The 19,799-nt window shown below is 72.0% G+C and carries 21 protein-coding genes and 1 pseudogene; 12 read left to right on the top strand and 10 right to left on the bottom strand.

Going from position 1 to position 19,799, the window contains the following annotated elements; all coding sequences use genetic code 11:
- Nucleotides 1-98: 98 nt before the first annotated feature.
- From BSB02_RS13310 to BSB02_RS42175, 3 genes are read right to left on the bottom strand one after another with little or no spacing between them, the layout of a single operon-like run.
- A complete protein-coding gene (locus tag BSB02_RS13310; RefSeq protein ID WP_084959092.1) occupies nucleotides 99-968 on the bottom strand; it encodes a hypothetical protein in 870 nt (289 codons plus the stop codon).
- Complete coding sequence (locus BSB02_RS13305; RefSeq protein WP_084959091.1) at nucleotides 965-1,501, bottom strand: RNA polymerase sigma factor; 537 nt, start codon at nucleotides 1,499-1,501, stop codon at nucleotides 965-967. The genes BSB02_RS13310 and BSB02_RS13305 overlap by 4 nt, the downstream gene beginning before the upstream one ends.
- Nucleotides 1,502-1,550: 49 nt before the next feature.
- The gene (locus tag BSB02_RS42175; RefSeq protein WP_084959090.1) at nucleotides 1,551-2,621 is read right to left on the bottom strand and encodes a beta-ketoacyl-[acyl-carrier-protein] synthase family protein; all 1,071 of its coding nucleotides are present in this window, start codon (nucleotides 2,619-2,621) and stop codon (nucleotides 1,551-1,553) included.
- A 150-nt stretch (nucleotides 2,622-2,771) separates the two neighbouring features.
- On the opposite strand from BSB02_RS42175, the gene BSB02_RS13295 reads away from it, so the two are divergent.
- Complete coding sequence (locus BSB02_RS13295; protein ID WP_084959089.1) at nucleotides 2,772-3,440, top strand: MerR family transcriptional regulator; 669 nt, start codon at nucleotides 2,772-2,774, stop codon at nucleotides 3,438-3,440.
- Here BSB02_RS13295 and BSB02_RS13290 read toward each other — a convergent pair.
- Nucleotides 3,388-4,062 (bottom strand): ThuA domain-containing protein, encoded by a 675-nt coding sequence (locus BSB02_RS13290; RefSeq protein ID WP_084959152.1) that lies wholly within the window; start codon nucleotides 4,060-4,062, stop codon nucleotides 3,388-3,390. The two genes, BSB02_RS13295 and BSB02_RS13290, sit on opposite strands and share 53 nt — an antisense overlap.
- Nucleotides 4,063-4,079: 17 nt before the next feature.
- Between BSB02_RS13290 and BSB02_RS39560 the strand changes: the two genes are divergently transcribed.
- From BSB02_RS39560 to BSB02_RS13270, 4 genes are all read left to right on the top strand, one after another.
- Nucleotides 4,080-4,307, top strand: a complete 228-nt coding sequence (locus tag BSB02_RS39560) for a hypothetical protein (protein WP_143590597.1) — start codon at nucleotides 4,080-4,082, stop codon at nucleotides 4,305-4,307.
- 136 nt (nucleotides 4,308-4,443) lie between these two features.
- Nucleotides 4,444-5,037: a DUF2975 domain-containing protein gene (locus BSB02_RS13280; protein WP_084959087.1), complete on the top strand. Its 594-nt coding sequence runs from the start codon at nucleotides 4,444-4,446 to the stop codon at nucleotides 5,035-5,037.
- Nucleotides 5,037-5,273 (top strand): helix-turn-helix domain-containing protein, encoded by a 237-nt coding sequence (locus BSB02_RS13275; RefSeq protein ID WP_084959086.1) that lies wholly within the window; start codon nucleotides 5,037-5,039, stop codon nucleotides 5,271-5,273. Before BSB02_RS13280 ends, BSB02_RS13275 begins: the two co-directional genes overlap by 1 nt.
- 7 nt (nucleotides 5,274-5,280) lie before the next feature.
- Nucleotides 5,281-6,042 (top strand): SDR family oxidoreductase, encoded by a 762-nt coding sequence (locus tag BSB02_RS13270; RefSeq protein ID WP_084959085.1) that lies wholly within the window; start codon nucleotides 5,281-5,283, stop codon nucleotides 6,040-6,042.
- On the opposite strand, the gene BSB02_RS13265 is transcribed toward BSB02_RS13270, so the two are convergent.
- On the bottom strand, nucleotides 6,032-6,640 hold the full coding sequence (locus BSB02_RS13265; RefSeq protein ID WP_084959084.1) for a TetR/AcrR family transcriptional regulator: 609 nt from the start codon (nucleotides 6,638-6,640) through the stop codon (nucleotides 6,032-6,034). The genes BSB02_RS13270 and BSB02_RS13265 overlap by 11 nt on opposite strands.
- 49 nt (nucleotides 6,641-6,689) lie before the next feature.
- Here BSB02_RS13265 and BSB02_RS13260 point away from each other — a divergent pair, with 49 nt between their 5' ends.
- Together BSB02_RS13260 and BSB02_RS13255 are read left to right on the top strand one after the other, a co-directional pair.
- Nucleotides 6,690-7,310, top strand: a complete 621-nt coding sequence (locus BSB02_RS13260) for an NAD(P)-dependent oxidoreductase (protein WP_084959083.1) — start codon at nucleotides 6,690-6,692, stop codon at nucleotides 7,308-7,310.
- 170 nt (nucleotides 7,311-7,480) lie between these two features.
- A complete protein-coding gene (locus BSB02_RS13255) occupies nucleotides 7,481-8,989 on the top strand; it encodes an NAD(P)/FAD-dependent oxidoreductase (RefSeq protein ID WP_206184666.1) in 1,509 nt (502 codons plus the stop codon).
- Between the two features lie 37 nt (nucleotides 8,990-9,026).
- Here BSB02_RS13255 and BSB02_RS13250 read toward each other — a convergent pair whose 3' ends face one another.
- Complete coding sequence (locus BSB02_RS13250; protein ID WP_084959082.1) at nucleotides 9,027-10,229, bottom strand: RNA-guided endonuclease InsQ/TnpB family protein; 1,203 nt, start codon at nucleotides 10,227-10,229, stop codon at nucleotides 9,027-9,029.
- 92 nt (nucleotides 10,230-10,321) lie between these two features.
- On the opposite strand from BSB02_RS13250, the gene BSB02_RS13245 reads away from it, so the two are divergent.
- Complete coding sequence (locus BSB02_RS13245; RefSeq protein ID WP_084959081.1) at nucleotides 10,322-11,728, top strand: ATP-binding protein; 1,407 nt, start codon at nucleotides 10,322-10,324, stop codon at nucleotides 11,726-11,728.
- 8 nt (nucleotides 11,729-11,736) lie between these two features.
- On the opposite strand, the gene BSB02_RS13240 is transcribed toward BSB02_RS13245, so the two are convergent.
- On the bottom strand, nucleotides 11,737-12,969 hold the full coding sequence (locus BSB02_RS13240; protein ID WP_084959080.1) for an alpha/beta fold hydrolase: 1,233 nt from the start codon (nucleotides 12,967-12,969) through the stop codon (nucleotides 11,737-11,739).
- Nucleotides 12,970-13,048: 79 nt separating this feature from the next.
- Between BSB02_RS13240 and BSB02_RS13235 the strand changes: the two genes are divergently transcribed.
- On the top strand, nucleotides 13,049-14,104 hold the full coding sequence (locus BSB02_RS13235) for an LLM class flavin-dependent oxidoreductase (RefSeq protein ID WP_084959079.1): 1,056 nt from the start codon (nucleotides 13,049-13,051) through the stop codon (nucleotides 14,102-14,104).
- 25 nt (nucleotides 14,105-14,129) lie between these two features.
- Nucleotides 14,130-15,623, top strand: a complete 1,494-nt coding sequence (locus BSB02_RS13230; protein ID WP_084959078.1) for an AMP-binding protein — start codon at nucleotides 14,130-14,132, stop codon at nucleotides 15,621-15,623.
- A gap of 58 nt (nucleotides 15,624-15,681) precedes the next feature.
- On the opposite strand, the gene BSB02_RS13225 is transcribed toward BSB02_RS13230, so the two are convergent.
- A complete protein-coding gene (locus BSB02_RS13225; protein WP_084959077.1) occupies nucleotides 15,682-15,906 on the bottom strand; it encodes a thiamine pyrophosphate-dependent enzyme in 225 nt (74 codons plus the stop codon).
- 38 nt (nucleotides 15,907-15,944) lie between these two features.
- On the opposite strand from BSB02_RS13225, the pseudogene BSB02_RS13220 reads away from it, so the two are divergent.
- Nucleotides 15,945-17,137, top strand: a pseudogene (locus tag BSB02_RS13220) (RNA-guided endonuclease InsQ/TnpB family protein); the annotation flags it as partial.
- Between the two features lie 34 nt (nucleotides 17,138-17,171).
- Here the strand turns inward: BSB02_RS13220 and BSB02_RS13215 are convergent.
- Nucleotides 17,172-17,738, bottom strand: coding sequence for a TetR/AcrR family transcriptional regulator (locus BSB02_RS13215; protein ID WP_084959075.1), 567 nt, complete (start codon nucleotides 17,736-17,738; stop codon nucleotides 17,172-17,174).
- Nucleotides 17,739-17,806: 68 nt separating this feature from the next.
- On the opposite strand from BSB02_RS13215, the gene BSB02_RS13210 reads away from it, so the two are divergent.
- Nucleotides 17,807-18,850, top strand: coding sequence for a cytochrome P450 (locus tag BSB02_RS13210; protein ID WP_084959074.1), 1,044 nt, complete (start codon nucleotides 17,807-17,809; stop codon nucleotides 18,848-18,850).
- 18 nt (nucleotides 18,851-18,868) lie between these two features.
- Here the strand turns inward: BSB02_RS13210 and BSB02_RS13205 are convergent, their stop codons facing one another.
- On the bottom strand, nucleotides 18,869-19,753 hold the full coding sequence (locus BSB02_RS13205) for a cyclase family protein (RefSeq protein ID WP_084959073.1): 885 nt from the start codon (nucleotides 19,751-19,753) through the stop codon (nucleotides 18,869-18,871).
- Nucleotides 19,754-19,799 lie beyond the last annotated feature (46 nt).

Raw genomic sequence — 19,799 nt, 5'->3', positions numbered from 1 at the left:
GCCGCGTCCTGGAGGTCCGCGACATCGACGCCGCGGCCCTCCCCCGGGTGTGAATCGTCAGGATGGCGCACAGACGCCGGTGCCGATCGAAACGCGCCCTAGTCGCCGGAGTCCTGGGGCTTCGGCCCGCCGTACACCGGGTTCTTGTCCAGGCGGTGCTCGCTGACCAGCAGGCGGACCGCCCCCTTGCGGGCCTCCTCGGCGTCCCAGACGATCCAGTGGTCCCCGACCGGGGTGGACTGCTTGCCCGGGTCGACGCCGAAGCCGTCGCCGTCCGGGTTGGGGTCGATGATCTGGAAGACCACTTCCAGGCCGCGCCCGCGGATCTCGGGGAGGACCTCGCCGACGGTCTTCTCGTCGACGCGCAAGCCCTCCAGCTGGCCGCCCTTGCGGGTCGCGTCGGCGTGGTCCTGGTAGTCCTCCCCCGGCTTGGCGGGGCGGCCCATCTTGACGAAGAACCGGCCGGATGTGTCGACGGGCAGCTTGACGACCATCGCGCAGCCGGGCTCGAGGGCGTCGCAGTTCTCCGGATCGGTGCCGACGTAGGTGAAGCCGCCCTCCGGGGTGTGGGCGCCTCCGGTCTGGAACACCCTGCCGATGCTGCGCGGGGAGGAGGGCGCGAGCTCCAGCCGCACGTCCAGGCCGACCGCGCGGAAGACCTCCGCGAACCTCTCGGGGTTGGCGTAGGGGTCGGTGATGCGGCCCACCCAGTGGTCGCCCTCCCGCACGATCTCCATCGCCGAGTTGGCGTAGGAGGTCGGCTCGTGCCCGATCACAATGGGCGCGGCGACCGCGACGGCGGTGGCCACGGCGGCGACGGCCACCCAGCGGACCACCCGGCGCGGGCGGCGGCGCTCCGGCGCCGGTTCCTCCGCGACGACCGCGTTCAGCAGCGCCCGCGCCCCCGCGCCGGACGCCGCGCCCCTCAGGTCCTCGTCTCGCACTCTGGCGAGCTTGTCGATGCTCACAGCGACTCCATCACGACGTGGTTGACGGTGACCCCGCCACGGGCCAGGGCCTTGGCGAAGCGCCTGCGTGCCCGGTGCAGGCGGATGCGTACGGCGTTGCGCGAGATGTCCAGCACCTTGGCGAGCTGGGCGTGGTCCAGCCCCTCCCAGGCGACCAGGGACAGCAGCTCGCGGTCGCCGTCCGACAGCTCGCGGAAGGCGCGGGCGATGTCGCGGAACTCCACGCCGTCGCCGCCGGACGTCCCGGCGTAGACGTCGGCGATCTCGGCGGTCAGCTCGGCGACCCGCTCGCGTCTGAGCCGGCCGCGGCGGTGGTTGGCCAGCACGTTGCGCGCCACGCCGTACAGCCACAGCCGCGCCTCGTCGCCCTCGGGGAGCCGGTCCAGGCGGCGCCAGGCGATCGCGTAGGTCTCGGCGACGACGTCCGCGGCGTCCTCCGGCCGCTCGCAGCGGCGGACGGCGTAGCCGAGGATCTGGTCGTAGGTGTCGGTGTAGACCGCCTCGAACCTCGCCCTGTCGGTTTCTGTCCTCACGTTCCATCCATGTCGCGGATGGGGGAAGCATTTCAGGACGTTTCTAATTTCAGGACATTTCTAGAAGTGCGGCGCTGCCGTACGAGCCGCCGAAGCCGGTCACCAGCGCGAGCCCGCGCCCGGCCCGCAGCTCCCGTACGGCCTGCGCCACGTTGTTGAGCCCGTGCACGTAGCCCTCCGACAGCAGCCCGCCGTGCGGGTTGACCCAGGCGTGACGGCGCTCCAGCAGGTAGCCGCCGGGGTCGTCGGTCAGGCCGAAGTCGGTCAGCTGGCGCGGCACCAGCCAGGAGTAGGCGTCATACAGCAGGGCGGCGTCCACGTCGGCGGGCCTGGCGCCGGACGCCTCCCACAGCCGGGGCGCGACATACGCGGAGAAGATCGCCGACACGTCCGGGGCGACGTCCATGGTCGAGCAGCCGGGCCCGCCCCCGCGCACCACCGCCCTGACGCGCGGCCCGTCCAGGACGCCGCTGACCAGCAGGGCGCAGGCGCCGTCGGTCTCCTGGCAGCAGTCGGCGGTGCGCAGCGGGGTGCAGACGTACGGCTTGGCCAGGTACTCCTCCAGGCTCAGGGGGTCGCGCCGGACGGCGCGGGGGTTGGCGCGCGCGTTGTCCCGCGACTGGGCGACGACGGCGTGCAGGTGCTCCTCGGTCAGGCCCGTGTCGTGGAGGTAGCGGGTGGCGGCCAGGGCGAACAGCGGGAGCGGGCCGGCCATGCCGTACGGGAGGGTGAAAAGCTCCTGGGGACCGGTCGAGAGGGTGGTCATGCGGCGGCCGGAGCGCCCGTTCAGCGCACGGTAGACCAGGACGTTGCGCGCCAGGCCGCCGCAGACGAGCATGGCCGCCTCCCCCAGGAGGGAGGCCGCCTGCGTGCCGCCGCCCCAGACGTCGTCGTGCCAGCCGAGCTCGGCGATCCCCAGCGCCCTGGCGACCTGGACGGCGAGCGCGGAGTCCCCCAGGTGGTAGCTCAGGATCCCGTCGACCTCGGCGGGCGCGATCCCGGCGTCCGCGCAGGCCGCCCGGCACGCCTCCAGCGCCAGCGCCAGCTCGGTGCGGCCGGACCGCCTGGTCAGCGCCGTCATGCCGATCCCCGCGACGGCCGCCCGGGCGAAGTCGCGCATGTCNGCCCCCCCCCCCGCCCCCCCCGGGGCGCCCCCCCGCCGGCGCGGGGCGCGATCCACACCGGCGGGCGGCCCGTGGCGCCACCGTAGCACACAAGCGCTTGCTCGGTTAGACCTCCTCGCCTGCATGGATAGCGGTATTATCCAGTGATGCGCATGTCAGAGCTGAGCGCCAAGTCGGGCGTGCCGATCGCCACGATCAAGTACTACCTGCGCGAGGGCCTGCTCCCCCAGGGCCGGCAGCTGGCCGCCACCCGCGCCGAGTACGACGAGTCCCACCTGCGCCGGCTCCGCCTGATCAGGGCGCTGCTGGAGGTGGGCAGGCTCCCGGTCGCCGCGATCAAGCAGGTCGTCGCCGCCGTCGACGACGAGTCGCTGCCCCTGCACACCATGCTCGGCACCGCGCACTACGCCCTCAGCCCGGCCGTCGAACACGAGCACACCGAGGAGTGGGCGAGCGCGCTGCAGGCCGTCGACCGCCTCATCGCCGCGCGGGGCTGGCACATCACCCCCGGGGCCCCCGCACGCGCCGAGCTCGCCCAGACCGTCGTCCGCATGCGGCACCTGGGCCTGCCCGTCGACCTGCACCCCTACGCGGAGGCGGTCGACAGGCTGGTCAAGGAGGTCGAGATGGACAAGATCCCCTTCGACGCCCCCCGTGACACCGCCGTCGAGGCGCTGGTGCTGGGCACGGTCCTGTACGGCAGGGCCCTGGACGCGCTGCGGCGCCTGGCCCAGGAGTCGGAGTCGGCCCGGCGCCTGGGCGTCAGTCCCCCACCTGCACCGGACGCTTCAGCAGCCACAGCGCCGCCCGCTTGAGCATCGCCCGGTGGATCTCGTTGCCGTAGGAGCGGGTGTCGTGGCCGAGCGCGTCGTAGAACACGCGGCCCCGCCGTACCGGCCGGGCCCAGACCAGGGGCTGGCCGTTGGCCGAGGCCAGCGGCTTGACGTCGGGCAGCACGCACAGGTCGCTGTAGATCTCGTCGACCACGTCGAAGTCGCGCAGCCCCGCCACGATGGGGTCGTCGCCGTGCACCCTCACCCCGGCCCAACCCAGCTCCGGGTGGTAGGACCTGGACCAGTCCCAGCAGCCGCCGAGCACGCGCGACCAGCCCTGCCAGTCGTCGAAGCAGATCGTGGCCGCGTGCATGGCCAGCAGACCCCCGCCCTGCTCCAGGTGGTCCAGCAGCGTGGTGCGGGCCTGCGCCGGCAGCTCGAACCGCCATCGCCCGCGCAGCCCCGCGAAGCGCTCCGACCTCATCGTCCAGCGCATGGCGTTGACGGTGATGAGCTGGTACTCCGACGGCTCGGCCAGCGCCCCCGCGATGTCCTCGGTGATCTCCGACTCCACGCCCACCTCGGCGAGCACCTCGGCCAGGGCCGCGGACGTGGCGTCGAAGTCGTGGTAGGGGCCTCCCGACAGGATCAGATTTCTCGCCACACCGACCACCTCATCATGTGAGCCACCTCACTGTCACGAGTGTCACGCCCTGTCCCGCTGCCCCGTCAAGGAGCCGTAAGCACGCACGACAGGAGGCGGTACGGCGGGCCGCCCCCGGCGCGGTCGTCCACCTGCTCACCGCGATCCCCAAGACGATCAACCCCAGGACCTTCGCCAGGGACTTCGAGCCGATCAACCGGCTCGCACCGTCACGACGGGCGGCCAGGAGCAGGTCGTGGCGCTGAGCTTCCGCGACGGGCTCGTGCACGACATCTACACGGTGGCCAACCCGGACAAGCTGGGCCACGCACTGGGGGTTGACTTATCGAATTTCGATGTTTATGTTTCTCGATAACATCGATAGTCGATAAGGAATGTGCCATGGCCAGGAATCCGTTGCGCCCCATCACGATCGTCGCCGACGTCGCTCTCACGCTGTCCATGCTGGCGACGGTGCCCTTCCTCACGCTGAGGATCATCGGCGGCCTCAACGCCCAGACGATCTGCGTCCACGACCCGTCCTATGGCACGGACGGCAACGGCCTGCCCGGGATCGAGCGCGGCCCCGGTGTGAGCGTCTACGTCGTCGGCGTCCGCCTCTGCGACGACTCGGCGTCGACCGCCCAGAACCTCCTGGACCTCCTCAGCCACGTGACGGGCGTGGTGTTCGCCCTGGGCTCGGCCTACCTGCTGTGGCGGCTGGTCCGCTTCGCCACGACCAGGGGCGCCTACACCCCGCAGGTCGTCCGTGCGATGAGGCTCCTGGGCTGGTGGCTGGTCGTGGGCAGCGTGCTCGCACCGGTCACGGTCGGCCTCGCCGAGCAGGCCCTGCGCGCCAGCATGGTGGGCGACGCCGTCTGGTATCCGCCGGAGTTCCCGGTGGCCATGCTGATCACCGGGTTCGGCCTGCTGACCTTCGCCCGCATCATGCGCATCGGCACCCGCATGGCGGAAGACCTCGAGGGACTGGTGTGATGTCGCCCGCCGAAGTCGAGCACCACGCGATAGCCGTCCACCTCGACGAGCTGCTCAAGGCGCGCGGCATGACCCTGGCCGAGCTGGCCGACAGGGTCGGCGTCACCAACGTCAACCTCTCCATCCTCAAGAACGGCCGCGCCAAGGCCATCCGGTTCAGCACCCTCACCAAGCTGTGCGAGGTGCTGGAATGCCAGCCGGGCGACCTGCTCACCTACGAGCCGCCCGCTCTATAGTCGGCCTATGGATCTCGGCATCAAGGACAAGGTCGCGCTCGTCACGGGCGGCAGCGCCGGGCTGGGCCTGGCGGCCGCCAAGAGCCTGGCGCGCGAGGGTTGCCACGTGTGCGTCAGCGCCCGCAACCCGCAACGGCTCGCCGACGCGGTGGTGGAGCTGCAGGAGTACGGCACGACCGTGCACGGGATCCTCGCCGACGTGGAGGACCCGGCCGCGGCCGAGCGGGTGGTCGCCGAGACGCGCGGGGTCCTCGGGCCGGTCGACATCCTCGTGGCCAACGCGGGCGGGCCGCCGCCGGGGCGGTTCACCGAGGTGGACCTGGCCGACTGGGACGTGGCGGTGCAGCGCAACCTCCTGGGCACGGTCCGCATGATCCGCGCGGTGCTGCCCGACATGTGCGAGCGGGGCTGGGGCCGGATCGTGACGATCACGAGCAGGTCGGCGCGGGAGGCGATCGACGGGCTGGCCCTGTCCAACGCGACCCGCTCGGCCGTCGCCGGGGTGGTCAGGACGCTCGCCCGCGACGTGGGCGCGAAGGGCGTGCTGATCAACAACGTGCTGCCGGGCCCGGTCGACACCGACCGGCTCAGGAGCCTGGCGGGCGGCGAGGAGGGCCTGCGCGCCTACGCGGGCGAGGTGCCCCTGGGGCGCGTCGGGCGGCCCGAGGAGGTGGGCGACGTGATCGCGTTCCTGGCCAGCGAGCGGGCCTCGTTCGTCACCGGCACCTCGATCCTGGTCGACGGCGGGGCCAGCCGGGTCATCGCCTGAGCCCGGGCAGCAGCCCGGCCAGCAGGGTGGTCACCACCGAGCGCGCGTAGCCGGGCGTCGTGCCGGGCAGGTCGAGCATGTAGGTCAGGTTCGCCCGGTGGTAGCAGGCGCCCATGAGCAGCGCCGCGGCGGCGTCGGCGTCGACCTCCCTCGACAGCCGGCCGGCCTCCTGCTCGGCGCGGAAGTAGTCGGCCAGCACCCCGATGGGCACGTGCGGGCCGATGCCCCTGCTCTCCAGCATGGCGCGGAAGCTCGCCAGCAGGGCCGGCTCGCCGACCAGGCCCGCGGCCATGGGAACCGCCCGGCGGTAGAACTCGGTCGCCGTGACCGCGAACTCGGTCAGGTTTTCGACGAGGTCGCCCACGCCCACGCGGGCGTGCAGCCGCGCCAGGGCCGGGCCGAGCGCGGGCAGGCGGCCCAGCAGCGCGGCGAGGAAGAGCTCCTCCTTGCTGCCGAAGTGCTTGTACAGCAGCGCCTCTGAGCAGCCCGCGCGGGCCGCGATCCGCTTGGTGGTCGCGCCCGCGACGCCGTGCTCGTCGATGACGGCCGCGGCGGCCTCGACGATGCGCTCCCGGGTCTCTTGACGGTGAGTGGGCACTCACCCATCATAGGGGTAAGTGAGCACTCACTCACCTGAGGAGGCGGCGATGAGGCTGACCGTTTTCGGAGCGACCGGCGGCACCGGCCGCCACTTCGTCAGGAAGGCGCTGGCCGAGGGGCACGTGGTCACGGCGGTGGCCCGGCGCCCCGAGGCGGTGACCGAGAGCCATCCCGGCCTGTCGGTGGTCCAGGGCGACGTGCTGGGCCCGGTGACGATCGAGCCGGACAGCCACGCGGTGGTCTTCCTGGCCGGGCCCACCCGTCCCGGCCCGAGCACGATCTACTCCGAGGGCGGCCCCAACGTCGTGGCCGCCATGCTCGAAGCCGGCGTCAAGCGGCTCGTGGCCGTCACCACCGCGCTGGCCAACACCCCCGCCGACACCCCCGTGCAACGGCTCAGCAAGATCCTTCTGCACTCCACGGTCCTGCGCCACCCGTACCGGGAAAGCGAGCGGCTGCTGCGCTTCCTCCAGGACGCTCCGCTGGACTGGACGGTCGTCCGCCCGCCGCGCCTGAGCGACAGGCCCGCCACGGGCCGCTACCGCATGGCCGTCGGCACCGGCCTCCGCTCCGGCTACGGCATCGGCCGCGAGGATCTGGCCGACGCCGTCCTGCGGGTCCTGCCCGACCCGGCCACGCACCGGCGGACCGTGGACGTGGCTTACTAGCCCGCATGACATCCTTCTAGGGTGAGCACGGACAAGCCAGTCATCGTGACCGTGGACGACGACCCGGGTGTCTCGCGGGCCGTGGCCCGGGACCTGCGGCGCCGGTACGGCCGGCAGTACCGGATCGTCAGGGCGGAGGAGGCGCGCAGGGCATCGAGGCCCTGCGGGAGATGCGCCTGCGTGGCGACGAGGTGGCCGCCGTCCTCGCCGACTACCGGATGCCGCAGATGAACGGCGTTCAGTTCCTCGAGCGGGCGATGGACATGTATCCCTACGCGCGGCGGGTCCTGCTCACCGCGTACGCCGACACCGACGCCGCCATCCAGGCCATCAACGTGGTCGACCTGGACCACTACCTGCTCAAGCCGTGGGACCCGCCGGAGGAGAAGTTCTACCCGGTGATCGACGGCCAGCTGGAGGCCTGGCAGCGGACCGACCGGGTGCCCCCTGCCGAGCTGCGGGTGGTGGGCGACCGCTGGTCGGCGCCCTCCTACAAGGTGCGGGAGTTCCTGGCGCGCAACCACGTCCCCTACCGGTGGATGCTGGCCGAGGAGCCGGAGGCCGCCCAGCTGGTGGCCGCGGCCGGGGGCGAGCAGTGCCGCCTGCCGCTCGTGGTCACCGCCGACGGGCGGTCCCTGCAGGAGCCCGACCAGGCGACGCTGGCCGCGGCCGTGGGGCTGTCGACCACCCCCGCCACGGACTTCTACGACCTCATCGTCATCGGCGGCGGGCCCGCCGGGCTGGGCGCCGCCGTCTACGGCGCCTCCGAGGGGCTCGAGACCGTTCTGGTCGAGGCGCACGCCTCCGGCGGCCAGGCGGGGCAGAGCTCGCGGATCGAGAACTACCTGGGCTTCCCCGACGGCGTCTCCGGCGCCCAGCTCGCCGACCGGGCCCGCAGGCAGGCGCTGAAGTTCGGCGCCGAGCTGCTCACCGCCCGCAAGGCGGTCAGCCTGGAACCGCGCGGCCAGGCCCGCGTGGTGCGTTTCACCGACGGCGGCGAGATCGCCGCCCACGCCGTCATCCTCGCCACCGGCGTCAGCTACCGCCGCCTGGACGCGCCCGGCCTGGAGGACTTCGTGGGCCGCGGCGTCTTCTACGGCGCCGCCCTGACCGAGGCGCCCAGCTGCTCCGGCAGCGAGGTCTACGTCGTGGGCGCGGCCAACTCGGCCGGGCAGGCGGCCGTCTACCTGGCGGGATTCGCCAGCACCGTGCATTTGTTGGTGAGGGGTGACGGGTTGGAGAAGTCCATGTCCCACTACCTCATCGAGCAGATCGCCGCCCTGCCCAACATCCAGGTGCACCTGGCCACGCAGGTCACCGGGGCCTCCGGCGACGGGCACCTGGAACGGCTGACGATCTCGGAGGCCGGGCGGGAGCGCACGGTCGACGCGCAGTGGCTGTTCGTGTTCATCGGGGCCGAGCCGTTCACCTCCTGGCTGGACGACACCGTCGAGCGCGACGCCAAGGGGTTCGTGCTGACCGGGCCCGACCTGGTGGCGGGCGGGCGGCGGCCGCGCAACTGGCCGCTGCGGCGGGAGCCGTACTTCCTGGAGACCAACGTCCCCGGCGTGTTCGCCGCGGGCGACGTCCGCGCCGAGTCGATCAAGAGGGTCGCCTCGGCCGTCGGCGAGGGCGCGATGGCGGTGGCGCTGGTCCACCGCTATTTGGAGAAGCATTGACGTCCTCCCCCTCGTGAACGAGGGAGATTCCAACCCGTCAGCTCTGCGTCGAGAGGAGGACAGGTTGAGGTTCGCGGTGCACCGGCCCGCCATCGCGTGGCCCTTCCCGCGCAGACACGGCACGCCCTGCCGCCAGCTCGATGTTGCGGGCCGCGTTCACATCAGCGTGATCGGCATATCCGCAGGACCGGCAGCGGAACAGTGCTTGGCTCTCGCGACTGTTCCGCTCCACGGTCCCGCACGCCGAGCACCGCTGGCTCGTGAACGCGGGGTTGACCTTCACCACCCGGCCGGGCGCCTTGTGCTCCAGCCGCTCTGCCATCTGTCCCCAGCCGGAGGCCAGGATGCACCGGTTCAGCCCCGCCTTGGCCCGCACATTCCGGCCTGGCGCCTCGACGGTGCCGCGCGCCGAGCGGGTCATGGCCGAGATGTTCAGGTCTTCCACGGCGATCACATCGAACCGGCGGGCCAGGCCGGTAGAAGTCTTCTCCACCCAGTCCTTGCGCCGGTCGGCCTCCCGGGCCTTCAGCCGGGCGATCGCCGCTTTCACCTTGGCGCGGCGGGCCGAGCCGCGCCGGGCGCGGGCCAGCTTGCGCTGGAGCCTGCGCAGCCGGGCTTGCTCCGTTTCCCGCAGCGTGGGCGCGGTCAGCAACTCCCCGGTGGACAAGGCGGCGCTGACGGCGACCCCGCGATCCACACCGACCGCCTCGCCGGTGCCGGGCGCGGGGATCGGGGCCGGGATCGCGGCGAAGGCCACATGCCAGCGCCCGGCCCGGTCCCGGGTGACGCGGAAGGACTTGGCGCCCTCGGGTACCGGGCGCGACCAGCGCACCCGCACCCACCCCACCTTCGGGATCCTCACCTCGCCCACCCGCCGCGACAGGCGGCGCACCGCCCAGTGCCGTCCCCGCACCCCGACGATGCGGAACCCCTCGTGCCGCCCGGCCTTACGCCAGCTCGGCCGGCCGTGGGTGCCGTCAAAGAAGTTCGCCATGGCCCGGGCGAAGTCCCGCAACGCCTGCTGCTGCACGGTCTGCGATCCGGCGGCCAGCCAGGGAAACGCCGCCCGCGCCTCGGTCAGCTGACGCGACTGCTCGGCGTAGCCCGGCGCGCCGGCGCGTCCCGGCCGCCAGTGGCTGTGCTGCTCCACCGCCAGATTCCACACAAACCGCGCATGCGCGCAGTGCTCCAGCAGCGCCTGCTCTTGGGCAGGGGTGGGCTGGAGGCGGAACCGGGACATGTGATCAACCTAGCCGACCCCACCGACAAAACCAGGGGAGGGAGGGGCTTGCCCGCCCGCCTGAAGGCGGGGGTCTCCGCCCCGGATATCCGATGAACGCAGATGAGCTGCGCAAGCTGTTCCTGTTCGAGAAGCTGAGCGACGAGCAGCTGGCGATGCTGCTGGCCAAGGGCGAGGAGCGCGCCTACGCCAAGGACGAGCTGGTGGTCAGGCAGGGCGAGGAGGCCACCTGCTTCTTCGTCCTGGTCGAGGGCGAGGTGCAGATGATCACCGAGACCACGGCCGGGACGGTCTCCCAGCCGCGCACCTCCCAGCCGGGGGTGTACGCGGGCGCCACCTCCGCCTGGCTCGGCCCGCAGGCCCCGCCGTTCTACACCCACTCGCTGCGCGCCACTGCGCCCTCGCGCTTCTTCGTCCTGCCGGCCAAGAAGTTCGCCTACATCGTCAGCGAGTGGTTCCCGATGGCGACGCACCTGCTGCAGGGCATGTTCCTGGGCGGCAGGACGCAGCGGGAGGTCATCGACCGGCGGCAGCGGCTGGCCGCGCTCGGCCAGATCACGGCCGGGCTGACGCACGAGCTCAACAACCCCGCGGCGGCCGCCCGGCGGGCGGTGGGCGAGCTGCGCCAGCTCATCAGGAACTCCCGGATGCAGCTGGCCGCCCTGGCCGAGGCGGGGATCGCGCCGGAGCGGCTGCGCGCGCTGATCGACACGGTCGAGTCCTGCGCCGAGGCGGTCGGCAAGCTCCCCCAGCGCAGCCCGCTGGAGGTCTCCGACGCCGAGGACGAGCTGGGCGACGCGCTGGAGGCCATGGGCATCGGCGACCCGTGGGAGCTGGCCCCCGCCCTGGTCAACGCCGGCTTCGGGCTGGACACCCTGGAGAAGGTGCGGCACAAGGTCGGCGAGGAGCACGCCGGAACCGCGCTGCGCTGGCTGGCCGAGGCCGTGGAGATCTCGCAGATGCTCAACGAGGTCACCGAGGCGACCGAGCGGATCAGCTCGCTGCTGGCCTCCGCCAAGCAGTACTCCCAGATGGACCGGGCGCCGTTCCAGACGGTCGACGTGCACGACCTGCTCGACAGCACGATCGCGATCTTCCGCGGCAAGATCCCGCCGGGCGTCACGGTCGCCACCGACTACGACCGCACGCTGCCGCCCATCCCGGCCTACGCGGGCGAGCTCAACCAGGTGTGGACCAACCTCATCCACAACGCGCTGGACGCGATGGACGGCGAGGGCACGCTGACCATCCGCACGGCCCATGACGAGGACGAGGCCATCATCGAGATGGGCGACACCGGCCCCGGCGTCCCCGAGGCGATCAGGGACCGCATCTTCGAGCCGTTCTTCACCACCAAGGCCGTCGGCAAGGGCACGGGGCTGGGGCTGGACATCTGCTACCGCATCGTGGCGGGCCGGCACGGCGGCGAGATCAAGGTGCGGTCCGAGCCCGGCGACACCTGGTTCGAGGTACGGCTGCCGCTGCGCGAGACGGTCTAGGGTCCCGGTTAGATCCGCCCGGCGGCCATGTCCATGAGGCGGGCGGTGACCCGCTCGCCGTCGGCGCGGAAGCCGTCGTGCTCGTACTCGCTGGTCACCCACACCCTGAGGTTGCCCACGCGGCCGGCGGTCTCCAGCGACAGGCCGGCGTCGACGTACATGTCGTCGTGGTACACCACCGCGGCGACCGGCACCTCGTTGGCGGCCAGCCGTACCGGGTCGTAGAGGGCGGGCCAGTCGTCCTTGGCGGCCAGCAGTTCGGCCGCGCCGCGGAACGGGCGCAGGGCGCGCATGTCCTCGAACATCCAGGGATAGATCATTTCGCCGGTGAGCATCTCGGGCGCGGTGAAGTCGCCGGGCAGCAGCCGGTGCGCCGCCCACCGCGTGGCCGTTCCCTGCGCGTAGATCGACTCGTGGAGGACCGCGTACAGCGGGGCGCCGTGGAAGCCGGTGGCCATCATGACGTCGTAGAGGAAGACGTCGGACAGGCGTCCGCCGGTCCAGGCCTCCTCCAGCAGCCAGTGCACCTTCTCCAGGCCGTCGGCCATGCCGAGCCCGTGCCCGAGCGACTTGAACCGCGCGACCGTGAGCCGGTCGCCGTCGGGCAGCAGGACCTCCTCCCCGGCCAGGTGCTCGGCGATGCGCCGGACCGCCGCGGCGTCCTCGGGATAGCGCCGGTAGAGGGCGCCGACCTTGGCGCGGACGCGGGGGTAGGTCCGGGCGTAGACGTCGTCGGCCGAGGCGTCGAGCCCGGGCAGGCCGCCGGTGACGTGGCACGCCCTGAGGGACTCGGGCGCGAGCGACAGGTAGGTGAGGGTGATGAAGCCGCCGTAGCTCTGCCCCCACGTCTCCCACTTCTCGACGCCGAGCTCGCGGCGGATGTGCTCGCAGTCGCCGACGATGGCGTCGGCGCGGAAGTGCGTCAGGTAGCGGGCGATCTCGGCGTCGCTCCCGGCCAGCGTGGCGGCGGTCACCGGGGTGCTGCGGCCGGTCCCCCGCTGGTCGAGCAGCAGGACGCGGTGGGTCTTGAGGATGTGGCGGAAGTAGGCGGGGCCGGTCGGCCGCGGCGACCTGCCGCCCGGGCCGCCCTGCAGGAACACCACCCACGGCAGGTCCTCCCCCGCCCGGCCGGGGTCGGCGATCTCGCGGGCGAAGACCGTGATGGCCGGGCCGTCCGGAGCGGCGTGGTCCAGCGGCACGGCGAACTCGTGGTCGACGGTCTTCAGCCCCGGCATGGTCATGGCGACAATCTAGCCACCCCAGGACGCCCCTGGTACGCTTCCCAAGCGAGCGCTTGGTTAATCGACGAGGGGCCGCCGCATGAGGTTCTCGACCTTCCACCTCTTCCACCGGTTCGACGGGCAGAGCTTCAAGGACGTCTACGACTACCACCTGGAGCTCGTCGAGCTGGCCGAAGAGCTCGGCTTCGACGGCGTGCGCCTGGCCGAGCACCACTTCCGCGACTACGGCGTCGTCCCCAACCTCTTCACCATGCTCGCCCACGCCGCCGCCCGCACCTCCCGCATCCGCCTCGGCACCGGCATCGTCGTGCTGCCCCTCCACAACCCCGTCCACGTCGCCGAGGAGGCCGCGATGGTGGACGTCCTGTCGGGCGGGCGGCTGGACCTGGGCATCGGCCGCGGCTACCAGAGCTACGAGTTCGAGGGCTTCGCCGTGGACCTGGCCGAGGCGCGCGACCGCTTCAACGAGTCACTGGAGATGATCCTGGGCCTGTTCGAGCGCGACGGCTTCCGGCACGAGGGCAAGTTCTACCGCACCGGCACCGAGGTCTCCCTCACCCCGCGCCCCCTCCAGCGCCCCCACCCGCCCATCCACGTCGCCGCCGTCTCTCCCGAGACCGTCACCATGTACGCCGAGCGCGGCCTGCCCATCCTCGCCGATCCCGCGGCGCCGTACCGCAAGGTGGTCCAGGCGGCCGAGACCTGGCGCGAGACCGCCGCGCGGGCGGGCGTGCTCGCCGGCCAGGAGCTCGTGGTCGCCCGCAGCGTCTACGTCGCGCCCACGGTCGAGCAGGCCCGCGAGGACCAGGCGCGCTTCGAGGCCGCCTTCGACCGCTCGCGCATCTTCAACCCGCGAAGCGCCCCCATCGACCCCCGCACCGGCAAGGCCGCCCAGGGTTTCGAGTACTACCAGGACCGCTACCTCAGGGGCGGCGCCGTGTCGGCCGACTTCCGGTGGGAGCAGCTGGAGGTCATCGGCGACCCCCGCCGCGTGATCGAGCAGATCTCGGTGCTGCGCGAGGCCGGCTTCGCCCACCTGCTGTGCGACTTCGGCAGCACCCGGCCCCTGCCGCTGGAGGAGATGAAGAAGGTCATGCGGTTCTTCGCCGCCGAGGTCATGCCCGCTTTCCGCTGACGTCCCCAGACGCTGGAGGCCCTCCATGGATGCCGCAGTCCACTCCCTGACCCTCTCCGACGTCCTGGCCGAACACGCCCGCAGCCGCCCGCAGGCCACCGCCGTGGTGGACGGCGAGGTACGGCTGACCTATCCCGAGCTGCACGAGCGCGTCGGCCGCCTGGCCGCGGCGCTGGCCGAGCGCGGGGTGGGCGCCGGGGAGCGGGTGCTGTGGCTCGGCCGCAACTCGCACGCCGTCCTGGAACTGCTGCTGGCCTGCTCCCGCCTGGGCGCGGTCTGCTGCCCGGCCAACTGGCGGCAGACCACCGACGAGCTGCGGTTCGTCGTGGAGGACCTGCGGCCCCGCGTGGTGGTGTGGGAGCGGTCGGAGGCCGCGCAGCCGCTGGCGGACGCCGGGTGGATCGAGGCGGGGCGGGACTACGAGGACTTCCTCGCGGGCGGCTCGCCGCGCGGTTTCCCGGACGTGGACGACGCCGAGCCGGTGCTGGCCCTGTACACCGCGGCCTTCGACGGGCGGCCGAACGCGGCGCTGCTCAGCAGCGCGGCGCTGGTCGCCCACAGCACCTCGCTGCTGGTGGTGCGGCAGATGGAGCCGGACTTCGCGTTCCTGGCCAGCGGGCCGCTGTTCCACGTGGGCACGATGATGTTCTGCCTGGCGACCTTCCAGATCGGCGGCAAGAACGTCTTCATGCCGGCCTTCGACGCCGAGGAGCTGTGCCGCCTGGTCGACGCCGAGAAGGTGACGCAGGCGTTCCTGTTCGGGCAGATGATCGACTCGGTGGTGGCGGCGAACGCCGGGGGCAAGTACGACCTGTCGTCGCTGCGGTTCGTCTCGCACTCGCCGGAGTGGGACGCGATGATCACGGTGGACGACTCGCCGTGGTGCCGGTCGAAGATGGGCGGGTACGGCCAGACCGAGGTGGGCGGGATGCTCACGTTCCTCGGCCTGGCGCAGGGCGGCACGGGGTTCGCGGGGCGGCCGTCGCCGCTGGTCCAGGTGCGCATCCTCGGTCCGGACGGCGCCGAGCTGCCGCCCGGGGAGGTCGGGGAGATCTGCGCCCGCGGCAAGACCCTCTTTTCCGGATATTTCGCCCGGCCGGAGCTCAATGCCCGTAAGTTCGCCTACGGCTGGCATCACACGGGCGACCTGGGCCGCCGCGAGCCGGACGGCACGATCACCTTCATCGGCCCCAGGCTGCGGATGATCAAGTCGGGCAACGAGAACGTCTACCCGGCCGAGGTGGAGCGGGCGCTCAAGACCCATCCCGCCGTCGCCGACGCCGCCGTGATCGGCGTGCCCGACCAGACCTGGCACCAGGCCGTCAAGGCGATCGTGGCGCTGAAGGAGGGGGCCCGGGCCACGGCCGAGGAGATCGCCGGCCACGTCAGGGGCCAGATCGCCGCCTACAAGAGGCCGCGCCACGTCGTCTTCGTGGACGCCATCCCCAAGAAGGGCTTCACGCCCGACTACGACGCCCTGGACGCCGCGCACGGCGGCGGCAACTACCCGGGGTCGTGACACACGTGGTGGCCGGCGCACGTGTCCCCCGGCGTCGCCGGCCACCGCACGGCCGCCCTCATGCCTGCCTCGGGGTGAGCTCCAGGTTGTGGGAGTAGTCGACCGGGACGACCACCACCGAGACCCCGTCGTACGCCAGGGCCTCGCGCAGCGTCGGCAGCAGCTCCTCCGCGCTGCCGACCCTGTAGCCGCGGGCGCCGAAGCTCTCGGCACACCCAACGAAGGGGGAGAAATCGGACCACGCGAAGCAGGGCAAGGGCGGGCGGACTACCGTTGCGAACACACGCGATCCTTAACTGATCATGCGGTATGTTGTGAGGCGTGGCGCAGATCGTGAAGCGGGCCTACAAGTACCGCTTCTACCCGATCCCCGAGCAGGCCGAAGAGCTTGCCCGGACCTTCGGCTGCGTCCGCTTCGTCTACAACCGGATGCTGCAGGAGCGCACCCGCGCCTACACTCTGCACGGCCGCCGCGTCTCCTACGTGGAGACCTCGGCCACGTTGACGGCCTGGAAACGCACGCCGGAGCTGGCGTTCCTGTCGGAGGTGTCCAGCGTGCCGTTGCAGCAGGCGCTACGGCACCTTCAGACGGCGTTCGCCAACTTCTTCGCCAGGCGCGCGAAGTACCCGGCGTTCAAGTCGCGCAAGAAGTCCCGCGCGAGCGCCGAATACACTCGCTCGGCGTTCCGATGGCGCGAGGGTGAGTTGACGCTGGCGAAGATGGAGACGCCGCTGGCGATCGTGTGGTCCCGTCCGCTGCCGGACGGTGCCGAACCCTCCACGGTCACCGTGTCGCGTGACGCTGCCGGCCGCTGGTTCGTGTCCATCCTGGTCGAGGAGACCATCGCCCCGCTGCCACCGAGTGAGAACGCGGTGGGGCTGGATGCAGGCATCACCACCTTGGCGACGCTTTCCACCGGCGAGAAGATCGTCAACCCGAGGCATGAGCGCCGGGACCGGCGCAGGCTGGCCAAGGCCCACCGGGCGCTGGCCCGCACGGAGCAGGGCTCCGCCAACCGGGCCAAGGCCAAGCTGCGCGTCGCCAGGGTGTACGCCCGGATCGCCGACCGGCGCCGGGATTTCCTGCACAAGGTCACCACACGGCTTGCTCGCGAGAACCAAGTGATCGCCGTGGAAGACCTCACTGTCCGCAACATGGTCAAGAATCGCAACCTGGCGCGTGCTATCTCCGATGCCTCGTGGCGGGAGTTTCGCTCGATGCTGGAGTACAAAGCCGCCTGGTACGGGCGGGATCTGGTGGTAGTGGACCGCTGGTTTCCCAGCTCCAAGTTGTGCTCTGCCTGCGGCGCGCTCCAGCGGTCCCTGCCACTCAACGTCCGGGAATGGGCATGCGCATGCGGCGCAACCCACGACCGCGACGTCAACGCGGCCAAGAACATCCTCGCCGCCGGGCTGGCGGAGAGGTAAAACGCCTGTGGAGCCGGTGTAAGACCTCAACGAGAGTCCTCTCGAGCGGGCGACTGGCGGTGAAGCAGGAAGGCCGACCGGCGACGGTTGGAATCCCCTCCCTTCAGGGAGGGGAGGAAGTCAATCCAGGACCTCAAGGGCGGCCAGCGCCCGGTCGATCTCGGCGGGGCCGTCCATGCCGGGGTCCTTGGCCCAGTCCAGCCACACGGCGAAGATCACGCCGACGACCGCGCCGGTGATGTCGCGCACCCAGGGGTCGGCCGGGTCGCGCCCGGCCCGCCGGGCGAGCGTGTCCCGGATCGTGGCGATCATCGACGTGACGTTCTTCAGGCTCGCCGCCCACAGCTCCGGCACGGTCAGCATCAGCCGCTCGCGTTCCAGCCCCTCGGCGAGCTCCTGCGGCGTACGGCTCGCAGCGAGCTCCCGCAGCGCGTGGCGCACGGCCGCGACGGGGCCCAGCTCGGCCGGCGCGGACTCCAGGGCCTCGAGGAACCGGGGGGCGTGGTCGAGCAGCACCAGGTCCTCCTTGGCGGGGAAGTAGCGGAACACCGTGCTGGTGGCCACCTCCGCCGCCTCGGCGACCTGCTCGACCGTGGTGGCCTCATACCCCTGCTCGCGGAACAGCCGCAGCGCCTCCCGCTGGATCAGCGCGCGGGTCTTGGCCTTCTTGCGCTCGCGCAGACTCATGCCCCGAATTCTCGCACCCTCCAGCCAAACGCTAGTCAACTCTCAAATAGGAGTCTACTCTCATAAATATGCGACGCATCCGATCGGCCGACGGCCACCTCGGCTGGCTGGCCTCCACCCACCGGGCCGCCCGCACCGTCCTCAGCGACCGGCGCCTGTCCAACCGGCAGGAGCTCAAGCACCCCCTGACGGAGCCGATCCGGCCCAACTCCCCGAAGGAACCGGCCGCGCCGGGCTGGTTCACCCACATGGACCCGCCCGAGCACACCCGCTACCGGCGGCTGCTCGCCGGCGCGTTCGGCGCCCGCCGCATGCGGCTGCTCGAACCGCGCGTCGAGGCGATCGCCCAGGAGCTGCTGGCGGCCATGGCCGGGCACGGCCCGCCCCTGGACCTGGTCGCCGCCTACGCGCTGCCCCTGCCCTCGCGCGTGATCTGCGAGCTGCTCGGCGTGCCGTACGAGGACCACGACTTCTTCGAGGAGCAGACCAGGAGGATCGTGCGCGGCGAGCGGGCCGGGATGACCGAGCTGGTCGCCTACCTCGGGAAGCTGGTCCGTCACAAGGAGCCGGGCGAGGACGTCCTCAGCGACCTCAGGCACCTCACCGAGGAGGAGGTCACCAACATCGCGCTGCTCCTGCTCGTGGCCGGGCACGAGACCACCGCCAACATGATCGCGCTGGGCGTCCACGAGCTGCTGACGCGCCCCGGCCTGGACCCGCGTGCGCCGGAGACCGTCGAGGAGCTGCTGCGCCACCTGACGATCCTGCGCGTCGGCGCGCCCAACCGGGCCGCCCTGGAGGACCTGGAGCTGGACGGTGAGCGCGTCGCGGCCGGGGAGACCGTCACGGTGGACCTCATGGCGGCCAACCACGACCCGGCCGTGTTCGCCCATCCCCACGAGCTGCGCCCCGACCGGCCAGAGGTGCGCGAGCACCTGGCCTTCGGGTACGGCATGCACCTGTGCCTCGGGCACAACCTGGCGAGGATGGAGCTGCGCGTCGCCTACCGCGCCCTGTTCGACGCCTTCCCCGCCCTCCGCCTGGCGGGCGAGGCCAGGATGCGGGAGAACACGGTGGTCGCGGGCATGGAGGTGCTGACCGTCGGCTGGTAGGCGGCGGCCGCCGGGAGGCTAGAGGATCGCCAGGGGGTTGACCGGGCTCGCCGTGCCCCCGGTGATCCGCAGCGGCGCCACCACGAGCACGAAGTCCCTCCTGCCCGTCGCGGCCAGCTCCTCCAGCCACAGCAGCTCCACGAGGTGGACGCCGTGGCGGTGCAGGAGGATCAGGTGCAGGTCGTCGGCCAGCGGTTCGTCGGCCAGCTGGCGGGCGTTGAGCCCTCCGATGGCGGCGTTGTCGCTGGCCACGATCGCGACGTCGCGGGCGGCCAGCCAGCGGCCGGCGTCGGCGGCCAGCCCGGGCTGGCCGGACCAGTACTCCTCGGGCGAGCGCCGCCACACCAGCGGCCAGCCGGTCCTGACCAGCGCGGCGTCGCCGGGCCCGACCTCCCCGATCTCCTCCAGCAGGCCGGCGTGGACGCGGAAACCGGCGGGCAGGTGCTCCAGCCCCAGGTGCGCGGGGACGTCGAACAGCACGCCGCGGGTCACCACGCCGCCCGCCTGCTCGATGCCGCAGTGCCTGGCGCCGTAGGAGTGGACGCGGGCGGCGGGATAGCCGTTGTACAGGGCCTCGCCCTCCCACATGTGGCACAGCGCGTCCATGTGCGTGGTGGTCCCGTGCGGGGAGACGATCAGCGCGTCGTCGGCCATCCGCAGCCCGGCGCCCACCGGCCGGGCGCCCGCCGCGAAGTCGGCGCCGTCGATCGACATGTAGTGCTGGGGCTCGGGGCGGCCCCTCAGCCGGGGCGCGCGGCGGTCGACGGGCATGCCCAGCTGGAGCACCTGCCCGGTGACCGCGTGGGACAGGGCGGCCAGCACCCGGTCGCCGGTGACCAGGTTGAGCGTGCCACGCTGATCCTCTGGGCCGAAGCGGCCCCAGTTGTTAGGCTCGGTAACCAAGTAAGCGCTCGCTTCCTGAAGAGACCCGGCGAGGATTCCGGCGAGG

It is taken from the genome of Thermoactinospora rubra (assembly GCF_002093975.1).
In the GTDB taxonomy this organism is placed as follows: Bacteria; Actinomycetota; Actinomycetes; order Streptosporangiales; family Streptosporangiaceae; genus Nonomuraea; species Nonomuraea rubra_A.
Note: the sequence above shows the minus strand (reverse complement) of the source record. Positions and strands in the feature narration are given on the sequence as shown.